Raw genomic sequence first — 17,038 nt, forward strand, 5'->3', positions numbered from 1 at the left:
TTTCTTCCCGCCGTTTTCTCCCATGCGTATAGGGGCGGCAAAACTGGTGCAGACTGGTGCAACCCATTGATTTCATTCCCCCAAACCCCCTTGGACAAGTATCGCGAACTGGTGCGCAACTGGTGCAAACTGGTGCAGATTTCACGCTAAATCGGCGGGATATCGTCCCAATGCCCGGGCGGAGAGCCGCCAGCGTCACCCTCGCCGCGCGGCACATTGACGAGCGAGATGCCAAGATAATAGTTGGTCCGCCCCTCCTCCCGCTCGAACTTGCGCTTCATGATCAGCCCGAAGCGGGTGAGCGATATCGGCTTGCCGCCCTGGTCCACAGTGTAGTTCACATAGGCGTGGTAGAAATCCTTGGCCGTGAGCCGCGCGCCCGCCTCGGGCCGCACGCAGGCCGCGCAGAAGGCGGCTGTCGGGTCCATCTCGTCGCGATAGTCCTGGGTGGCGCGCGCCACGGCTTCGGGGATCTCGAGCCCCTCCTCGAGGAACATGCGCACGCCCTCGACCATCCAGTTGAGGATGCCGGAGAACTCGGGCCGGAAATCGTCGAGCACCTCCTCGAAGTCCCGCTGTTCCTCGGGCTTCAATTGCACCGGCCAGTGCACCACGCACATGCGTCGCCAGATGCCGTTGTCCATCCCGGTAATGCGCGGATAGCCGTTGCCGCTCATATGGGCGGTAAACAGCGGGTCGAAGTCGAAATAGCCCTGGTGCAGGTCGCGCGCGGTGATCGCCTCCCCGCCGGTGACTTCCTTGACCAGGTTCTCCTTCAGGTCCTCGCCCACCGGCAGCTCCTTCACCCGCAGGAATCGCCTTCCGTAGAGCCGGGCGATATCGGGCGAGGCCGAGCCTCCGGTGTTGCTCTCGCCGATGAAGGAGGTGGCGGGCAGCGTGACCGAGGCCGATCCCAGCAGCCGGCAAATCACCTCCATGGCGACCGATTTGCCGTTGGCGCCCGAGCCGTAGTGGAAGAACAGCTTCTGCACCGTCACGCCAACGAGGCCGAGCGAGAAGGCGATCTGCACCAGCTTGCGCACCAGCGGGTCGGGCAGCATGCGTGCCAGGAACGCCTCCCATTTCGGGCAGGTCGCCGCCGCGTCATACTCCACCGGCACGAGCTGGGTGATCAGGTCGGCGCGCTGGTGGCCGTCGCGCACGTCGACCACGGCGCGGATCTCCTCCGCATCCTCCTGGGCGTCCGATTGCGCCGGCACGATCACCGTTTCACGGCCGAACCTGATAGTGTGGTTGAGCGTGGCGAAGGAATAGCGATCGGCGTTGAAATCGTCCGGATCGCGCATGATGTGCGGCGCGGCGCAGGCCAGCATCGCGTTCATCTTGGCCAGGTTCTTGGAGCCGACCGCGAAGGATGCCCTGCTGGCGCGGCGCTTGGCCCACGCCTTTGCAGCATCCTCGGCGTGTCGTTTCGCCTTGATTTCGGCCTTGCCGAGCTGCTCATCCTCCTTTTCGAGGAAATGCCCGCCCGCATCTAGCGCCGCCAGTTCGTCCGGCGTTGGCGCAAGATGCTCGACCTCCATCATGATCAGGTCGCCGAGCTGCTGCGCCAGCGCCAGCGCCCGCGGGCCGCCATTGTCGGTGTCCCAGCTTGCCCCGGTCCACACCGCGTAAAACGGGCTCTTGGCCTTGGACTGGGTGACCACCAGCAGGTCTGATCCGAAATGTGCGAGCAGCCGCTTGGCGTTGTCGGTGTCGGAATGATCAAGGAGCGCGCAGGCCGCGATGACATCGCCGAGCGACGGCTTATCCGGCTCACGCTGATTTTCGCCCTTTCCCCTGCCGCTGTCTGGTTTTTTCCGGGTTGCACCAGTTCCACCAGCACGCGCAGAGCCCAAAGAGGGGTCCGGGGATTTGGCTGTCTCTGGAGGCGGTGCATGGCCCATGGCGTCAAGCTGGGCCTGCACGGCGGGCGGGATATGCTGGTTCATTGTGCCGCCTCCGCAAACAGGGGCGAGCCCGCGCCGCCGGCGCGCGCATCCAGACGCGCCGCACAGTGCGGGTTGATCCACAGCACTTCGGTGCGTTCCCGCGCCCCATCGGCCAGCGCCATGCGTTCGACACGCCGCCAGTCGGCCAGCGCATCGTCATAGAGCACGGAGGGATAACCGGAGAGCACCACCATGCCACTCAGGCTGCGCAGCGCCTCGAGCAGATCCATGTGATCTGCAACGGTCATCTCATGCCGGTACTGGTGCTTGGGATCATGCGGATTCCGTCGATTGCGCGTTTCCGGCAGATATGGCGGATCGACATAATGCAGGGTCTCCCGGCTGTCGTGGCACGCCATCACCTGCCGTGCCGGCCGGCGCTCGATGATGACGCCGCGCAGACGCTCGACGATCGCTGGCAGGCCCGCCGGATAGTTCTCCCAGTCGCGCGCCGGCGTGGTGCCACTGCGCATCGAAGACGCCCGAAATCCGGTGGTCTTGTGGCCCCGGCCCATGTCCGAGTGAGCATTACTACCGAACCCCATAAAGGAGCGCGCAATTAGCCTTCGCGCCCTCTCCACCGGCTCCTCGCAAATGTCCCAGACATGTTCAAACTCGCTGCGCGCGAAAGGCGTCAGCTCAAGCAGACACCTCAGGCGCTCTGCGGCGGCTTTATCGCGCAGGATGCGGAACAAATTGACCACTTCGTCATCGAGATCGTTGTAGATCTCGGCATAGGTGCGCTTCTTGCGCAACAGGACAGAGCCGGCGCCGCCATAAGGCTCGACATAGACCCGATGGCTGGGAAAGTGTCCAATGATCCAGGGTGCCAGCAGCCACTTTCCGCCATGCCAGCGCAGAACGGGCCTTGATATTTCACTCACGCCGCATCACCCCTCATGCCTTCCAATATCGTCTCCGCCCAGTCCTGCCCCGCCGGCGGCCACAGCACCGGCACGCGGGCCTTGGGCGCCAGCAGCAGCGCGCGGGCCTGCGCCCGGGCCATCATGGTGGCCGTCCAGTAGGGTTCGGAATCGCCGTCGCCGAGCAGCACGAGCTCGGTGATGTGCGCAAGAACCGGGAAGCCCTCGTCGAGCCGCTCCGGGTCCGGATCAGGGCTTGGCAGCATCACCGGCCGGACAGCGCCCGCGGCATTGACCGTGGTCTCAAGGGGATGTTTCCAGCGTCCGGTGCGGGCAGCCGCGCCCGCCAGGTTGCCGATGTCGCCGGCGGCGGCATAGAAGGTCGAGAGCGCCAGTTGGAAGTCCTCGCGCAGCTCCTTGCCCAGCCAGGCGCAGACATTCTCGCTGCCCTCGCCCACCACCCAGCGGCTGGCGCTCATGTCGCCCGCGATCGGCAGCAGCCCGCCCTTCTTGGTGCCGCGCATCTTCTTGGTGGGCAGCCGCTCGTAATACCCGGCCGCCAGGTCCTCGGCCGAGGGCCATGCAGATGTCGGCGGGCCCGCCCGGTCCTCGCGCCCCGCCCCTGCGCCCGCCTTGGACAGGCCATAGAGCACCGGGCGCCGCTTCGGGGCGACGTCCATATCGATCCATGTCTGGTGGATCCCGATCATCTCGCCGGCGCCATCGACGAAGGGCAGCACGAGCGCCGGGCCACACCAGATGTCGCGAGGATTGCCGCGCTCGTCCTGGCCGTGCCAGTAGGTGAGTTTTCCGACGCACCGCGCCGGCTGCACCATCGCCCGGGCATCAACGGGCAGGCCGGAGCGGTTATAGAGATACTCCGCCGCAAAGGTGCCACTGATCCCCGGCTCCGCCGCCGCATAGATCCCCCGGCATTTTGCCAGCTCCTTCTCCCGGAACTCGCCGGAGGTCCTGTCGCGCTCCGTGGCTTTGCGCGCCGCGTCTTCCGCGCGGGCCTTTGCGTCCGCCTTCATCTCGGCCCGCCGCTCGTCGCTGATCTCTTCGGCCCCGTCGGGCACATCCTCCCCGAGGGAAAGCGCGCAGGCCTCGAGGAATTCCGCCCGCCGTTTCAAATCGAGCCTTTTGGCGTGGGCGACAAGGCCGATGCCGTCGCGCCCGCCCGTGCCGCAGCCGCGGCAGTTCCAGGCGTTTTCCGCCGGGTGGATCGCAAAACGGTCGGTGCCGCCGCAGACCGGGCACGGCATCGACTGGTCACCGCGTTTCTTGGGGTCAAGCGGCAGCTTGAGCCGCAGCGCCGCCGCCTCCACCGTCACGTCCCGGGCCTTGGCGACGAAGTCGTCGATGATCTCGGTCACTCGGCAGCCTCCGCAAACTCCGCCAGGTGCGGCACGTTCGCGCCCGCGATCGCTGCCGCCAGCGGCGGGCAGACGCTGTTGCCGGCGCGGCCCACCTGGTCGGATTGGGAGAACACCCGGCCCTCGAGGTCGCGGTCGATCCGGTAGCCGTGGGGGAACCCTTGCGCATTGAACAGCTCGCGCGGGATCAGCATCCTCATGCCGATGTCGACCATCACCAGCGTCACCATCCCTGCTTCGGTGGGCACGTCGATCGTGACGAACTCGCGCTCATCCCAGAAGCCATAGGCGCGCAGGAACGCCGCCACCTCGCGGGCGCGGGCATAGTGCTCCGGCCCGAAGGGCGGCGCGGCCAGCGCGGCGCTGGTCAGGCAGAACCGGTCCTTCGTGGTCACGGTGTGCAGCGGCTCGATGGCCTCCTGCCCGTCGCCGGTTCCGTAGTATTTCACCAGGGCGCCCGCCACGACGCCGGTCTTGTTGACATCTGCCGTCACCGCGCCGGTAGGCTCCCCGGCACCATGGCCAGTCGAAGCACCGAACTGTCGCGTCACATGCGCCGCAACCACGCCCTGCTGCGCGCCCGACGCGGTCACCGTCGAAACCGGCTCGTCTGCCGCCCTTCCCGGGTTCACCCCGCCGATGCGGCGGATGTCGTTGTTGTGCTGGGCAACAAAGCCAGCAGCCGGCATGGCGGGGAAAAACCGACACCCAAAATCTTGATCAATACTTGAGCCATCACTCACCGGGAGGCTTGTTGGATGTACAGTTTCAAATTTCGGCATATCACCTTGCGAGGTAAGGGGCTTGTTGGTCTCTTGGCGCTTGGCCTCATTGTTTTGGCGGCCATTTGTTGTGCCGCGTGAACTCGCCAGCGAGGCCGCCACGCAAGTCAGCCCGGCCCCGCCGGCGGTCACCGTGTGAGCCGGTTCATCGGCCCCCTGGAACGGCTTGCCAGCATTGCGCATTGTCATCAGGTGCGGCGCTACGACCGCGTTCTGGTCCTTGGTCGAGGCCGTCACCGTGTGCAGCGGGTCCTCGGGTGATCGAACCGAACCGCCCTGCTGGGCATAGGTCATCACCGGAGCCACCACCGCGTGGCGGTTCTCCGTCACCACGGTCTGCAGCGGATTGGCCGGGTCGGCGCTGCGGTCGTTGCCGCCGCCGCCCTCGCCGTAATAGGCATTGATCACGGGTGCCACCACGCCCAGCGGCGCGGCCCCGCCCGGTCGCTTGTGAAAGCTGTTGGCCGTCACTGTCGGCGCGGGCGCATCCATGGCCGCGCCCGTCGCGCCGGCGTTGAACCGGGTCAGCGACGGCGCGACCACCGCCTTCTCGCCGCGATTTGCGCAGGTCACCGTGCGCAGCGGATCGCCGATGTCCTCCAGCCGCGCCCCGTGTGTGAGGTTCACCAGGAACGGCCGCGACGCATCCAGCACGTAGCGCTTGATGCCCCGCGCCACCCGCGCCATTGTGTTGTCCGCCAACGGTCGCACCGCCCGGAGGCCATGGCGCGCGAGGATCTCGGCGCGGCTGTCGAAGATCGACGGACAGACAATGTCCCAGTCGATCACGTCATGCCCGGCCGTGAGCCACGGCTTGAGCCTGCCAGCCTTCACCGCCTCGCTTTTCGGGTCTCCATGCGTCGGTTTCGGCCAGACGATCGGCTTGCCATCGAAACGGATCAGGATGAACACCCGCTTGCGGATGGTCGGCGCGCCATAGTCGCAGCCTCGCATCTCCTTCAATTCGATCTTGCCGCCGAGCTGCTTGAGCTTCCTGCACCACGCCTTGAAGGTCTCGCCCTTCCGCTCCGGGTCCGGCATCAGCCCCTTGTCGGTGATCAGCAGCGGACCCCAGGTCTGGAATTCCTCCACGTTCTCGATCGCCACCACGTCGACCTTGCCGCCCGATCTCTGGATCCGCTCGATCCAGCCCGGGATGATCCACGCCAGATCGCGGATATTCCGCTGCACCGGCGCGCCGCCCTTGGCCTTGGAGAAGTGCTTGCAGTCGGGCGAAAACCACGCAAACCCGATATGGGCCCGGGCGAAATGGTCGAGCGGGTCGACCTGGTAGACGTTCTGGCACAGATGGATGCTGTCGGGATGGTTGACCGCATGCATCGCCACGGCCACCGGATCGTGGTTGATCGCGTAGTCCGGCGAGCGCCCGAGCGCCATCTCGATACCCGTCGAGGCCCCGCCGCCGCCCGCGAAACAGTCGATGATCAGCGGGCGGGTCATGCGCTTGCCTCTGGCCATTTGATGTCCCAGCTCACGTCATACTCGATAGTCCGCTGCCGTTGCTCCTCCCCCAACTCATTCCCGAAATGTTCCACGTTTGGCCTGCCGTAACACGTTGTTTCCGTTGCATCCGTCATTGGCGGGATGTCGAAGTGGTCGAGTGGCAAGTCGAGCCAGCGGATCAGAGCATGGACCTTGGCCACGCCCACCACATGGCCGCCGCAGGCCATGGAAACATCCTTGCCGGTGACGGCCACGAGCGCTGCCAGCGCGCGCACGCTCAGGTTCTCGGCCCGCCGCTTTTGCTCAAGCGCGGCGGCGAAAGCGCGCCGGTCAAAGCCCGCCAGTTTCGGATTATCCGACTGCATGTTCCTGCCCTCCATCATCCGTCAAATTCACGCCGTGGTCGGCAGGCGCCACGTCAAGCGCCGCCCACAGCCGCTGTCTGGTTTCCGCCCTGTGGAGCCGCCCGTTCCAGGCGCTGTCGAACGCCGCCGCCGTCACCTTCGCCGCCTTGCGCAGCCCGGCCCGGGCAGCCTTGATGTCGCGCGAGAGCCCGGTGTTGACCGCATGCAGGCAGCGCGCCTGCAGGAACAATCGCAGCATCAAGGGCGAGTACTCGGTTCTCACTCCGCCGCCTCCCGCGCCGTGCTGGCGGCCTTGATGTCGTCGCTGGCCGCCACGCGCAGCCGTCCGGTGCGGATCAGCGTGTCGATCGCAAGATCGAGATCGAACACGCCCGGCATGGCCCGGACCCAGGCTTGGCGCTCGTGGGTGATGAAGGGAGTGCCCGGCCGCGTGCCGCGCAACTGATAGGCCGAGGTGATGCAGCGCACGTTTTCCATCACCGACGGATTGAGGCCGTTGGCGAGTGCCGCGCTGTGGCACCGGGCGAGATCCGGCGCGATGATGTAGAGCGGCCGCTCGAAGGGTTTCAGGCGCACCATCACGCGTCCTCCCCTGTGTCTGGTGCATCATCGGCGAGCGTGTCGAGCACGGCGCGGCCGGCTGGTGTGATGGTGAGCGTCGCGCAGCGGCCGGCGCTGGCCTCGCGCGCCACCAGCCCCTGGCGGATCACCAGGTCGAGATGATTGCGCGCGGTCTTGTCGATCAGCGCCGCGGCGGCGCTCACCGTGGTCACCGAGGCAGGAAAGCCCGCGCCGGGCGCAAAGCCGCCGTTCAGGCGCAGCCGATCGAGCACTGCCAGCATCCGCACAGCCTTGTGGTCGACCTGCGGGGGTACCCGCGGCGAAGCCGGGCCTGCAGACGACGGCCCCCTGTGCCCGGCCGGGGCGTCTCCGAAGCCAGCGTGGTCAAACCCCATCCGCTCGAGCCGCACGCGCCCCAATGCCGTCACCAGGATGCTGCCCGGCGTGGCGCCCAGCGGCGCGCGCCGGTCGATCAGCCCGGCGTCCTCAAGCCCGCGCACACGGTGGCGCGTGGCGTCGAGGCTCATCGCCATGCCGATCGACAACTGGTGCATCGACACGGAGAAGCGGGTGTCGAGCCCTGCCCCGCACTCGAAGGCGAGGCCCGCCACCAAGGCAAGCGCCCGGTCGAGATCGACGGCATTGAGCGCGTGGAACCGGCTCACCCGCGGCTGCGCCTGGCGCCCCCCGGGGGCGCGGTCGCTCCCACCCGGCGCTGCAAGCGGCTTCGGCTCGCTGCGCCGGATCCGGGCCATATCCGCCTCGGTGATGCCGCAAACCTCGGTCATGTCGGCGGCCGGATAGCCCCGCTCCACCATCATCGCGAGTGCTGCCTTGGCCTCGGCTAGCGGCAAGAGTTTGAAATGTGGGCCGATGGCGCGCGGCGTGCCGAATGCGTCCTGCCCGACAGGGCGGACCATGCGCGGGCGCACGCCGAATGTGCAGGTGACGGCGGAATCCTCGATCATCGCATCTTCTCCGGTGGGGCGGGGCGCAGGGCGCCGGTCTGTTCGCGCACCAGGTCGAGCACCGAGGCCACGCGGCCCGGATGCACCGACACCGCCGCGCCGATCTCCTCATGGTCGAAGCCCGCCTGCCACAGGGCCACGATGGCCTCCTGCTTGATGGCGGGCGGAAACCCTGCCTTGGGCCTGCCGACATGCAGATGGATTGTCATGAGATCCTCCGTTCGCTGATCACCATGCCGCCGGAGGCGGCGAGCAGACTGGAACTTACTTGCGTGCTGGAGCCTTCCCCGTCTTGCGCGCCGGCGTTCGGCGCGGGCCCGATCCGCCCTCTCGGCCAGCTTCTCGCAATCCTCGAGCGACAGGCCGACGAGGTCGCCGGCGAGCCGGCGGTCGATGAAGGCCCATTCCAGCGCCGAGCGGTACTTGCGCGGCTCGAACCACTGGCCGATCACCCGCGCGCCCGGCGCCAGCCCCCGCACGCCCTCGACCGTGGTCACCACCGCCACCCAGGACGGCCGCACCTCGACGCCCAGCACGGCCGGGACGGCGCGGACGGGATGGTTGGTGACGATGGTGAGGCGGGGAGACTGGAGCGGGGTCATGGGTTGGCCTTCCGCCTGGCCGCGCGGCGCTTGGCCTCGCCAGGCGTCGCCAGCTCCATGTCCACCGCGCGCGTGTATTTGGCTTGCATGCCGGGGCGGAGCCAGATCGGAGGCCGGGGAGCCATGCCGGCGATCCAAACCAACCAGACATAATCCGTTGCGCTTGACGCGTGTGGGTCCCAAGCCCCTTCTATCAAGGCCACCCGTTCTGCGAAGTGAACGACAAAAGTCGGCGGGGTCAGGCGATAGATCAGTTCGAAACGCTCCTGACCAGACAGCCAGCTCGAGCGCACGAAGAACGCCACCCCCATCCGCGCGATCGCACGCGCGCGATCGAAGAAAGCCGTCGCTATGTTGAAGGGCGGATTGCAGAAGACCCAGTCCGGCTGCACCCGCCCATCCGCCAAAAGCGTCTCGACCGTCTCGAAGGTGAAATCCCGGATCGGCGGGTCGATGCCCCAGTCGTGAACATCGGAGAAGTCGACAGCACCGAAGACCTCACTGAGCGGCAGCAGCATATGGCCACCACCGGCGCACGGATCGAGCGCACGCAACTCCGAGAATGAAACCCCGTCCTCCCTGCGCGGAAGAACCTCGTGCAACAACGCCCGCGTCGCCCAAGGCGGCGTCGGAAAATAGTCGAGGCTGTCGGCCGGGTGCTGGCGATCGTTCATGACCTTGGCGAGACCGCTCATGTCGCACCGCTGGAAGATCCTCGGGACAGGCCCGAGGATGACGAGCCGAAAGATGGCGGCAAAAGAGCGAGCACCGAGGCCGGCACCTCCGCCCACCCCGCGTCATCCTCGGGCCTGCCCCGAGGATCTAACGCAGCCTGCCCACGACGAATGTCCACGCGACGAAACGGAATGCGACCCTCGACCGCGTCCCTTGCAAAGTGATTCTCCCAGCCGCTTGCAAGCATCCGCTCTATGGCTCTTCCCACCGGACCGAGGCGGCTAACGGTCTTGCCGCAGGATTGCGCCTTGAGCACCGTCTGCATCACGCGCCCTCCCCGCCGAATTTCAGCACCTGGCCGCCGCTGGCGCGGCCCTTGGCCAGCGCCATGTCAAGATTGGCCATGAGTTCGCGCAGCGGCGCGGTCTGGCGGGAGATCTTGTCGATCTCGGCGGGTGTCAGCCGGCCGTCGGCCAGCGCCTCGGCCACCGACACCGACAGCGCCCCCACCTGGCGCATCACCTCGGTGTTGCAGTGGAAGATCTCGCGCTCCAGGTCCGCGCACTTCGTCTCGCCGCCCTCCGGGCCGGCCAGCCGGTGGCCGTTGATCTCGGCCATGGCGGAGGTGACATAGGGCATGCCGCATTCCGCCTCGAGGATCAGCACCACATGCAGCGGCATCAGGTCGGGCGCGGTGCGGGTGTCCGCGAAGCGCCCCATCTGCGAGCCGCTGTAATTGGCGATAGACCCGGCGCGGTCGCCACCACCACAGCGCTGGACCAGATCCTTCTGCGCTGCCTTGATCCGGCAATGGGCTTCAGTGGAGATCGTTGCTGACATGGCCTGTCCTCTTGTCCGCCCGCCTCACGCGAGCACAAAGCTTTCCCGCTCCGGGAAATCCCGGTTGCGTTTCCCGTGGTGGGAAGTGGTCGAAACTGGTCAGATCATCGGGTCAGAAACGAAAGCCGATCCGATGATGAAGACATTCACCGCTGCAAGGCCAACGGAGCCGCCTCGTCTTGCATCCGTGCCCAGATACCGCAGCCCTGCACCGCAGCGGCGGATGCCAGAGGATCGCTTGCACACGGCGCGAACATCGGTTCAATTGCAACGTGGCGCGGCCACCGCGGACCAGGAGAAAACGGATGCCCATTCCCACCCCCGAGACCGAACTGGCGATGAAGGAAATCGAGGCAGGCCTGTTTCGTCAGGCGTTTGTGGAGCTTGCGCTTGCCTTCGCCCGGCGCGATCCCCGCGGCTTCGCCCTCGCCCGGCACGACGTCCATGCGGCCCTTGGCAGCGTCGATGTCAAGAAGATCACGCCGCGCCCGCGCATAACGGGCAGCCGAGTGGATATCGAGCTCGTTCAGGAGCAAGGCCTCAGGCGCGCATTCGAGGCCTACGAGGAGGCGGTGCGCGAGATCGTCAAACGCGGAGGCTGACGCCAGCTTTTCCGCATCCATCTCGTCAAGCCAGTCCTGCAGATAGGCCGGTGCGCTGCTTGCCGCCACATAGGCTCGCATGGCGCGCGCTGTCCGCAGCGCCCGCAGCGCCAGCCGCTTCCGCCGTGCCCGGTCGCGGTCCCGCCGGCTGTGACCGGTGGCAAAGGCGCACAGCGCATCGTCGATACGGCGGAGAAGTAAGCGGGCCATCTGGGTTCCTCCTTGAAATGCGGTTGCAGGGGGTCCGAAGGACCGCGCGAGACCCGTGGCTCGCGCCAGCGAACCTGCGAACTCCTGGGTATGGTGAGCCGCAGTCGAACGGCGGGATGGCCGCTTCCCCACCCTGCGGTGAACTGTGGTCCGAGCGCTCATTCGGCAGCCTCTGGAATTGTGTGTTCCGCCTCGGCCGGTGCGGAGCCTGGCCGCGCCACGCCCTCGGGCCATTCGGCGCCGTCGGGCCAATTATCGGACAGCCACTGCATGACGCGCTCAAAAGTGCCCGTGGCAATGTCGGAGCCAGTGCGGATGCGCTTCATCCGTCCGCCGCCATTAAGCAGACGGTCGGACAAGGTGCCCTCACCCACGCCTGTGGCGTCGACGAAGGCGTCGAAGGTGCGGATGAACTGTTCTCGCAGAGTGATCATGCGCGTAAATTGCGGAACTTATTCCGCATTGTCAACGGAAATATTTCAGAATGATTACCTGCGCAAATACGGCTAATATTCCGCACATGAAAAAGACCCTTCAGGACCGTGCCCGCGAGCGCCTTGCCGCACTCGGCCTTTCCCCCAGCGGAGCCAGCGAAAAAGCGGGGCTCAGCCGCGAGACACTGCCCAAGCTTCTCAAGAACCCGGACGCGATGCCGGGAGCAAGAACCCTTTCAAAGCTTGCGGGCGTCCTGGGCGTGACGGAGCAGTGGCTGCTTACAGGGACCGATGCGAAGGATGCCGTCCCGACACTGGAGGTGCGGCCCGCCACAGCGCCCGTTGCGCCCTCAAGGACAAGCATGCCGGCCGATATCGAAGTCTTGGGCACGGCGGCCGGCAGCTTGCTTTCTGGCGCGTTCCAGATTGAGGGCGTGATCGACTATGTGCGCCGCCCGCCGGCGCTCTCCGGCGCCCGAGACATCTACGCACTCTACATCGAGGGCTCGTCAATGGAGCCCCGGTATTTTCCGGGGGATCTCGTTTACGTCAATCCGCACAAGCCGCCACGCATCGGCGACGTTGTGATCGTGCAGGAGATCAATGGCGACCCACATGCAATAACCGCATCGATCGGAGTGCTGCGGCGAAGGGGCGGCGGCGCAATCGTGCTGTCGAAGCACAATCCACCCGATTCGGAGATATCCATTCCGCACGAGAGGGTTGCGGCAATCCACAAGGTGTTGACCGTCAACGAACTGTATGGCGTTTAGCCAGATTCAGGGCAAGCATCTGTCACAAGCTATTGCATGCTCCACAGCTCATCGGAACTAAGGCCTGAGGTCTCAACGATTTTCGCGGCGACCGACTCGCAGCTGATATTCGCAATCTCAGCTTGAGCATCCACGGTTTCACCCGCCAAATGGAGCGCCGCCGTCTCAAGTATTGCCGGATCCACGCCCTTGAATTCAGTCAGTTCCGGGCGGATTCGATACTCTGGGCATTTCTTCTCAAGAGCAACCAGATAACCCAGGAAGACGGCCATATTGATGCCTGCAGTCACTGCTGTCGTGTCACCTTCATCGGCGCTTGCCGCTGCAGCTTCATCTTTCCGTTGAGTTGACAAGCACTTCAGAAGTTCATCCCCTGCCTTCGTGCTGCCCCGCGCCGTCAACAAGTGCGGCTTATTGCTTATTCCGTCCTGCACCGCAATTTGCGACCGGGCCGACTTCATAGCGGCGGAGAAAGCCGCCGCGTCCTTGGCGGCGAGGTCGAACTGCACGCCGGCGATATTGGGTCCAAATGCACCCGTCACGCCTTCGGCACCGAAAAGCACTTCACCGTCAAATGCGAACTTCCCAGCCGGCTTCATCGCCTTGAGCGCAGGATCGTATTCCCAACCCGCGATAGCGCGCACGTCGAGCCCGTTCCCCGCAGTATCGCAAGTGATGAATATTCCGGATCGCATGCTCGTCGAGTAATCCACCTCGACCTTCTCACCGCCAGAAAAGGGATCGCTGGTTTTCTCGTAGGTCCACTGATCGAAGCCGGCATGTGCGGAGCCGCAACTCATAGCAAAAAGCGCAACAGCAACCCTTACATTCATGAAAGCACCCTCCTCGCAGACATCTAACGAGTAGGTTGCAACTATTCTGCCCCACGTCAATTCAGAAGCGAAGCAGGCCGTGCGATGGCGCCGACCTGCGGCAAGCGGAATTGTTTCCGCTTTTTCTGTTGACACGGAACATTTTCCGCATATCTTTGTCCGCGTCACCTCCCAGTGGCTTTGAACCTCCCCGCTTGCCGGGAGCGCGAATGCGCCCTGCTTCCTTCCGGAGACCGCCGATGATCCGTTTTCACCCAAGGGAACCACAGCTCCAGTCCGCACCAGCCGCCTCCTGCCGCGACGCCCTGACAGGGCGCATGGCCAGCGACATGCGCGAGATGGCCTTTTCCGGGCAGACGGTGAGCCCGGAAACCCTGATCCAGCGCGGATGGACCGCCGACACGGTCAAGCGCCTGTCGCCCGCCGCCATCACCCAGGCGCGGCGCGAGAGCGTGCGGAGGCTGTCATGATCCCCGCCACGATCACGATCATCGACGGCACGCGGCTGACCCAGGAGCGCGCTCGCGCCGCCCGCGGCACCGACGCCCCCGCGCTGGCGGCAGCGGCGGTCATCACCCTGTTCTGCATCGCGGCCGGCCTCGTCGCCATCTGCATGGGGTCGTGAGATGTTCATCTATCTCGATGATTTCGCCGACGAGATCGTGCCTTGCGATCCGGACCTCGATAGCTGGGCCAGGTGGCTGGCGCGCGGTGGGGACGAGGGCTGGCCCGTGGAAGTGCCCGCGGACGGGACGACCTTCAGCGCATCGACGCTCGAGCTGACCTGCTGGCGCGAATACACGCGCGGCGAGGACGGCGCATGGTCGCCCCCCGCTGGCGAACCCGAGCACGATTTCGCAGCGATCGTCGATGGCGAGGGCTGCGAGAACTGGTTTGTCGAGGACATTCTTTCGGGAACACGGGTTTCCGAAGGCATCCACGACTGGATGCAGAATGAAAGCGATCCTGACGGGGGCTATGACAGCGTCTGGGTGGTTTTCGGCAACCACAACAAAACCCCGCTGGTGGCAACCTACCACGCCGACGGCCCGCGCCTGACGCTGGCCGAGAAGGCCGCAGAAGGCGGTGCGTCATGACCGCCATCCTCCGCCTTGCTCCCGAGCCCGTCTGGTCGTTCCGTCCGGATGGCTCGGTGCGCGATCTCGCAGCACCCGATCCTGCCGAAATCGATTTCTACGCCATGGCAAACGCCCTGTCGAAGATCGCCCGCTTCAACGGGTCCAACCCCGGCGTGGCCTATTCGGTGGCGCAGCACTCGGTGATGGGCGCAGACGCGATTCTCAACGAGACCGGCGACGCGAGGCTGGCGGCGCTGTTCCTGCTCCATGACGGCGAGGAGCATCTTGTCGGCGACAAGCCGACGCCGGCGCAGCGGCTGCTCAACGCGACTATCAGCGCCTCAACCCACACCGCAAGACGGTCTGCCCCTAAATTCATGACGATTACGCGGCAGCAGGCGGAGGAAGCCGGGGCTTTGGCGCACTTCTCATGGGACGCCATCAAATTTGCCTGGCGCGAAGCCGGATGGTTGGCCGCCGGCCTGATCCTGCCCAACGCCTTCGAGCAGGATCATCTCAACGACTTCGACCGCCGCATGTGCAACGCCGAGATGGTGGCTCTGTTCGGCCCGTCCGCCCGGGCGCAGGCCATTCCCGTCGCCCACAAGCGCCCGCTCCGCCTCAAGGGCGGCATCAAGCCCTGGGCGGCGATGAAGGCCGAGGAGCGCTTCGTCGAGGCCGCCCAGCGGCTGATCGGCGAGGAGCGGATGCTCGAGCAACGCGCCCTTCACGCCGCCCACGTCGCCCTCACCTCCTGAAAGGACACACCATGCACAGGCCCAACGGTCTCCGCCTCATTCTGTCGCTCGGCTCCGCTCTCGCTCGGCTGGCCGCGGTCGTGCCACTCGGGGCTCCGCTCCACAGCGCCGGCGAGAAGAAGCTCGAGCGCAAGTACGCCCGCCATACCCACAGGCCCAGGGGGCTGGGCTCGATCAAATACGGCGCCAAGCGCGCGCGCCCGCGCGGCGCGACCAGCACGCTCGCCAAGACCCGGCGGCTGCTTGCGAAGCAGCACGCGGAGGGCCGGCTTTGAGGATTGAGGACATCAGCAAGGCTGTGCCGTTTTCCGAGCGCCGCGCCGCGCTGAACACCATGCGGCGGCGCATCGTCGAGGAGCCGCTGCGCCTGGTGCTCGGCAAGGGCTCCGGAGAGATCGAGGTGGTGCTCTCCGACCAGGCCATGGCCCGCATCAAGCGCGAGGCAGCGAACCACCTTGGCGAGGCCATCACCGAGATCGACGCAAGCCTCGCCGCACTCGGCGTCGAGCTTTAACCCCGAAAGGAAATCCCCATGCAGATCCGTGACGCCAGCATCCTGATCGGTGCGCTCGAAGGCGGCGAACTGAACCAGTCCTTCTCCGCCGAGATGGCCAAGGTGCTCCAGGAGCTCCACACGCTTTCGACCGAGGACGTGAAGAAATCGCACAAGGGCGAGGTGAGCCTCACCATTTCGCTCGCCGCCGAAAACGGCACCGTGCAGATCTCGGCCGACATCAAGTCGAAGACGCCCAAGCGCCCGCGCGCCCGCACCTTCTACTGGATCACCGAACAGGGTGCGCTGTCGACCGAGCACCCCCAGCAGACCGACATGTTCTCCGGCCCGCGCGACACCAAGGCGCGGACGGCGGAGCCTGCCGTTTAACCCCTCCCACTCCCGGAAAGGACCATGACCATGGCCAAGACTGACATACCCATGCTCGAACCGGTCGCGATCGCCGACAGCATCGAGCAGATCGCCAAGCTGGCGCGCGAAGCCGCCGGCATCGACATCGTCACTCTCAACCTCGCGGTCAAGGGCTTGCCCGAGCGCGTGCCGATCGCCAGGCTGCACGGCGAGAGCCCGGAATTCGACAGCCTCAAGCAGCTGGCGGAGGAATGGCGGCTGTTCCCCGAGCGCAAGACCGGCACGGCGATCGTCGACACGCTCACCTCCTTCATCGACCTCACCAGCCGCCACGCCACCGAAGACAGCGTGATCTTCGCCGGCACCGACTGGAAAGCGCCGTCGCTCACCGCCGTGATCGATTATCACTGCCTCAATTCCGGCGAAGGCTACGCCGGCAATCTCGGCCACCGCATCCACTACCCGTTTCCGCTGTCCGAACAGTGGAAGATCTGGGTGGGGATGAACGGCAAGCCGATGGACCAGGGCGATTTCGCCGCCTTCATCGAGGACAACATTGCCGACCTCTCCTCGCCCGAGGCGCTGGAGGTGACCGATTACGAGGCCAAGTTCGCCACCACCATCGCCACGCCTTCGGCGCTGGTGACGCTGTCGCGCGGCCTTGCCGTGCATGTCTCTTCCAAGGCCAAATCGGCCGTCACGCTGCAGTCCGGCGAGGGCGAGATCGTCTGGGACGAGGTGCACCAGGGCGCCGACGGCAACAGGCTCAAGGTGCCGGGCCTGTTCATGCTGCAGATTCCGCTGTTCCACATGGGCGAGACGCAGCGGGTGCCGGTGCGGCTGCGCTACCGCATGCGCGATGGCGCCGTCGTCTGGTTCTATCAGATCTGGCGGCCGGACGTGGCGGTGACCGAGAGGGTGACCGAGGACTTCGAGACCGCCGTCGAGAAGACCAGGCTGCCCGGCTACATCGGCAAGCCCGAAGCCACCCGCTGAACCGGCCCCTGCCCGGCGCGATCTCCCAAGCCGCGCCGGG

The 17,038-nt window shown here is 65.9% G+C and carries 23 protein-coding genes; 9 read left to right on the top strand and 14 right to left on the bottom strand.

Going from position 1 to position 17,038, the window contains the following annotated elements:
• Positions 1-146: 146 nt before the first annotated feature.
• The 13 genes from LL06_RS00775 to LL06_RS00835 all read right to left on the bottom strand — a co-directional run bounded on the left by LL06_RS00775 (position 147) and on the right by LL06_RS00835 (position 11,694).
• A complete protein-coding gene (locus LL06_RS00775; RefSeq protein WP_035521080.1) occupies positions 147-1,952 on the bottom strand; it encodes a DNA primase family protein in 1,806 nt (601 codons plus the stop codon).
• Entirely contained in the window at positions 1,949-2,836 is an 888-nt protein-coding gene (locus LL06_RS00780) for a DNA adenine methylase (protein WP_035521083.1), read from the bottom strand. Before LL06_RS00780 ends, LL06_RS00775 begins: the two co-directional genes overlap by 4 nt.
• Positions 2,833-4,191, bottom strand: coding sequence for a primase-helicase zinc-binding domain-containing protein (locus tag LL06_RS00785; RefSeq protein WP_035521085.1), 1,359 nt, complete (start codon positions 4,189-4,191; stop codon positions 2,833-2,835). The genes LL06_RS00780 and LL06_RS00785 overlap by 4 nt, the downstream gene beginning before the upstream one ends.
• A complete protein-coding gene (locus LL06_RS00790) occupies positions 4,188-6,452 on the bottom strand; it encodes a DNA cytosine methyltransferase (protein ID WP_244446993.1) in 2,265 nt (754 codons plus the stop codon). Before LL06_RS00790 ends, LL06_RS00785 begins: the two co-directional genes overlap by 4 nt.
• Positions 6,431-6,802: a hypothetical protein gene (locus LL06_RS00795; protein WP_035521089.1), complete on the bottom strand. Its 372-nt coding sequence runs from the start codon at positions 6,800-6,802 to the stop codon at positions 6,431-6,433. Before LL06_RS00795 ends, LL06_RS00790 begins: the two co-directional genes overlap by 22 nt.
• Complete coding sequence (locus tag LL06_RS00800; RefSeq protein WP_152599434.1) at positions 6,789-7,064, bottom strand: hypothetical protein; 276 nt, start codon at positions 7,062-7,064, stop codon at positions 6,789-6,791. The genes LL06_RS00795 and LL06_RS00800 overlap by 14 nt, the downstream gene beginning before the upstream one ends.
• The gene (locus LL06_RS00805; RefSeq protein WP_035521094.1) at positions 7,061-7,381 is read right to left on the bottom strand and encodes a hypothetical protein; all 321 of its coding nucleotides are present in this window, start codon (positions 7,379-7,381) and stop codon (positions 7,061-7,063) included. The genes LL06_RS00800 and LL06_RS00805 overlap by 4 nt, the downstream gene beginning before the upstream one ends.
• On the bottom strand, positions 7,381-8,331 hold the full coding sequence (locus LL06_RS00810; RefSeq protein WP_035521096.1) for a hypothetical protein: 951 nt from the start codon (positions 8,329-8,331) through the stop codon (positions 7,381-7,383). The genes LL06_RS00805 and LL06_RS00810 overlap by 1 nt, the downstream gene beginning before the upstream one ends.
• The gene (locus LL06_RS00815; RefSeq protein ID WP_035521097.1) at positions 8,328-8,933 is read right to left on the bottom strand and encodes a hypothetical protein; all 606 of its coding nucleotides are present in this window, start codon (positions 8,931-8,933) and stop codon (positions 8,328-8,330) included. The genes LL06_RS00810 and LL06_RS00815 overlap by 4 nt, the downstream gene beginning before the upstream one ends.
• On the bottom strand, positions 8,930-9,628 hold the full coding sequence (locus LL06_RS00820; RefSeq protein WP_152599435.1) for an SAM-dependent DNA methyltransferase: 699 nt from the start codon (positions 9,626-9,628) through the stop codon (positions 8,930-8,932). The genes LL06_RS00815 and LL06_RS00820 overlap by 4 nt, the downstream gene beginning before the upstream one ends.
• 304 nt (positions 9,629-9,932) lie before the next feature.
• Positions 9,933-10,448 (bottom strand): hypothetical protein, encoded by a 516-nt coding sequence (locus LL06_RS00825; protein ID WP_035521099.1) that lies wholly within the window; start codon positions 10,446-10,448, stop codon positions 9,933-9,935.
• A gap of 146 nt (positions 10,449-10,594) precedes the next feature.
• On the bottom strand, positions 10,595-11,260 hold the full coding sequence (locus LL06_RS27135; protein ID WP_152599436.1) for a hypothetical protein: 666 nt from the start codon (positions 11,258-11,260) through the stop codon (positions 10,595-10,597).
• A gap of 158 nt (positions 11,261-11,418) precedes the next feature.
• Positions 11,419-11,694 carry a hypothetical protein gene (locus LL06_RS00835; protein WP_152599437.1) on the bottom strand — a complete coding sequence of 92 codons (276 nt, stop codon included), beginning with the start codon at positions 11,692-11,694 and terminating at the stop codon, positions 11,419-11,421.
• A gap of 50 nt (positions 11,695-11,744) precedes the next feature.
• On the opposite strand from LL06_RS00835, the gene LL06_RS00840 reads away from it, so the two are divergent.
• The gene (locus LL06_RS00840) at positions 11,745-12,467 is read left to right on the top strand and encodes a S24 family peptidase (protein ID WP_244446994.1); all 723 of its coding nucleotides are present in this window, start codon (positions 11,745-11,747) and stop codon (positions 12,465-12,467) included.
• A gap of 29 nt (positions 12,468-12,496) precedes the next feature.
• Here the strand turns inward: LL06_RS00840 and LL06_RS00845 are convergent, their stop codons facing one another.
• Positions 12,497-13,435, bottom strand: a complete 939-nt coding sequence (locus tag LL06_RS00845) for a hypothetical protein (RefSeq protein ID WP_152599438.1) — start codon at positions 13,433-13,435, stop codon at positions 12,497-12,499.
• A 104-nt stretch (positions 13,436-13,539) separates the two neighbouring features.
• Here LL06_RS00845 and LL06_RS00850 point away from each other — a divergent pair, with 104 nt between their 5' ends.
• The 8 genes from LL06_RS00850 to LL06_RS00880 are packed head-to-tail and all read left to right on the top strand — an operon-like array spanning position 13,540 to position 16,998.
• The gene (locus LL06_RS00850) at positions 13,540-13,770 is read left to right on the top strand and encodes a hypothetical protein (RefSeq protein WP_035521107.1); all 231 of its coding nucleotides are present in this window, start codon (positions 13,540-13,542) and stop codon (positions 13,768-13,770) included.
• A complete protein-coding gene (locus LL06_RS27580; protein ID WP_161784910.1) occupies positions 13,767-13,925 on the top strand; it encodes a hypothetical protein in 159 nt (52 codons plus the stop codon). Before LL06_RS00850 ends, LL06_RS27580 begins: the two co-directional genes overlap by 4 nt.
• A gap of 1 nt (position 13,926) precedes the next feature.
• A complete protein-coding gene (locus tag LL06_RS00855; RefSeq protein ID WP_035521108.1) occupies positions 13,927-14,397 on the top strand; it encodes a hypothetical protein in 471 nt (156 codons plus the stop codon).
• On the top strand, positions 14,394-15,137 hold the full coding sequence (locus tag LL06_RS00860; protein WP_035521110.1) for a hypothetical protein: 744 nt from the start codon (positions 14,394-14,396) through the stop codon (positions 15,135-15,137). Before LL06_RS00855 ends, LL06_RS00860 begins: the two co-directional genes overlap by 4 nt.
• 11 nt (positions 15,138-15,148) lie before the next feature.
• Positions 15,149-15,412, top strand: coding sequence for a hypothetical protein (locus LL06_RS00865; protein WP_035521111.1), 264 nt, complete (start codon positions 15,149-15,151; stop codon positions 15,410-15,412).
• Positions 15,409-15,651 carry a hypothetical protein gene (locus tag LL06_RS00870; protein ID WP_035521112.1) on the top strand — a complete coding sequence of 81 codons (243 nt, stop codon included), beginning with the start codon at positions 15,409-15,411 and terminating at the stop codon, positions 15,649-15,651. Before LL06_RS00865 ends, LL06_RS00870 begins: the two co-directional genes overlap by 4 nt.
• A gap of 18 nt (positions 15,652-15,669) precedes the next feature.
• On the top strand, positions 15,670-16,020 hold the full coding sequence (locus LL06_RS00875; protein WP_035521113.1) for a hypothetical protein: 351 nt from the start codon (positions 15,670-15,672) through the stop codon (positions 16,018-16,020).
• Between the two features lie 30 nt (positions 16,021-16,050).
• Positions 16,051-16,998 carry a DUF2303 family protein gene (locus tag LL06_RS00880; RefSeq protein ID WP_035521183.1) on the top strand — a complete coding sequence of 316 codons (948 nt, stop codon included), beginning with the start codon at positions 16,051-16,053 and terminating at the stop codon, positions 16,996-16,998.
• The last annotated feature ends 40 nt before the right edge of the window (positions 16,999-17,038 follow it).

The sequence above is a fragment of the Hoeflea sp. BAL378 genome (assembly GCF_000759435.1).
Taxonomy (GTDB): Bacteria; Pseudomonadota; Alphaproteobacteria; order Rhizobiales; family Rhizobiaceae; genus Hoeflea.

What these genes read in the sequence shown, in the direction of transcription:
- LL06_RS00775 (WP_035521080.1), bottom strand. Translation starts at nt 1,952, where the DNA reads ATGAACCAGCATATCCCGCCCGCCGTGCAGGCCCAGCTTGACGCCATG.
- LL06_RS00790 (WP_244446993.1), bottom strand. Translation starts at nt 6,452, where the DNA reads ATGGCCAGAGGCAAGCGCATGACCCGCCCGCTGATCATCGACTGTTTC.
- LL06_RS00795 (WP_035521089.1), bottom strand. Translation starts at nt 6,802, where the DNA reads ATGCAGTCGGATAATCCGAAACTGGCGGGCTTTGACCGGCGCGCTTTC.
- LL06_RS00805 (WP_035521094.1), bottom strand. Translation starts at nt 7,381, where the DNA reads ATGGTGCGCCTGAAACCCTTCGAGCGGCCGCTCTACATCATCGCGCCG.
- LL06_RS00810 (WP_035521096.1), bottom strand. Translation starts at nt 8,331, where the DNA reads ATGATCGAGGATTCCGCCGTCACCTGCACATTCGGCGTGCGCCCGCGC.
- LL06_RS00815 (WP_035521097.1), bottom strand. Translation starts at nt 8,933, where the DNA reads ATGACCCCGCTCCAGTCTCCCCGCCTCACCATCGTCACCAACCATCCC.
- LL06_RS00820 (WP_152599435.1), bottom strand. Translation starts at nt 9,628, where the DNA reads ATGAGCGGTCTCGCCAAGGTCATGAACGATCGCCAGCACCCGGCCGAC.
- LL06_RS00825 (WP_035521099.1), bottom strand. Translation starts at nt 10,448, where the DNA reads ATGTCAGCAACGATCTCCACTGAAGCCCATTGCCGGATCAAGGCAGCG.
- LL06_RS27135 (WP_152599436.1), bottom strand. Translation starts at nt 11,260, where the DNA reads ATGGCCCGCTTACTTCTCCGCCGTATCGACGATGCGCTGTGCGCCTTT.
- LL06_RS00835 (WP_152599437.1), bottom strand. Translation starts at nt 11,694, where the DNA reads ATGATCACTCTGCGAGAACAGTTCATCCGCACCTTCGACGCCTTCGTC.
- LL06_RS00840 (WP_244446994.1), top strand. Translation starts at nt 11,745, where the DNA reads ATGATTACCTGCGCAAATACGGCTAATATTCCGCACATGAAAAAGACC.
- LL06_RS00850 (WP_035521107.1), top strand. Translation starts at nt 13,540, where the DNA reads ATGATCCGTTTTCACCCAAGGGAACCACAGCTCCAGTCCGCACCAGCC.
- LL06_RS27580 (WP_161784910.1), top strand. Translation starts at nt 13,767, where the DNA reads ATGATCCCCGCCACGATCACGATCATCGACGGCACGCGGCTGACCCAG.
- LL06_RS00855 (WP_035521108.1), top strand. Translation starts at nt 13,927, where the DNA reads ATGTTCATCTATCTCGATGATTTCGCCGACGAGATCGTGCCTTGCGAT.
- LL06_RS00860 (WP_035521110.1), top strand. Translation starts at nt 14,394, where the DNA reads ATGACCGCCATCCTCCGCCTTGCTCCCGAGCCCGTCTGGTCGTTCCGT.
- LL06_RS00865 (WP_035521111.1), top strand. Translation starts at nt 15,149, where the DNA reads ATGCACAGGCCCAACGGTCTCCGCCTCATTCTGTCGCTCGGCTCCGCT.
- LL06_RS00875 (WP_035521113.1), top strand. Translation starts at nt 15,670, where the DNA reads ATGCAGATCCGTGACGCCAGCATCCTGATCGGTGCGCTCGAAGGCGGC.
- LL06_RS00880 (WP_035521183.1), top strand. Translation starts at nt 16,051, where the DNA reads ATGGCCAAGACTGACATACCCATGCTCGAACCGGTCGCGATCGCCGAC.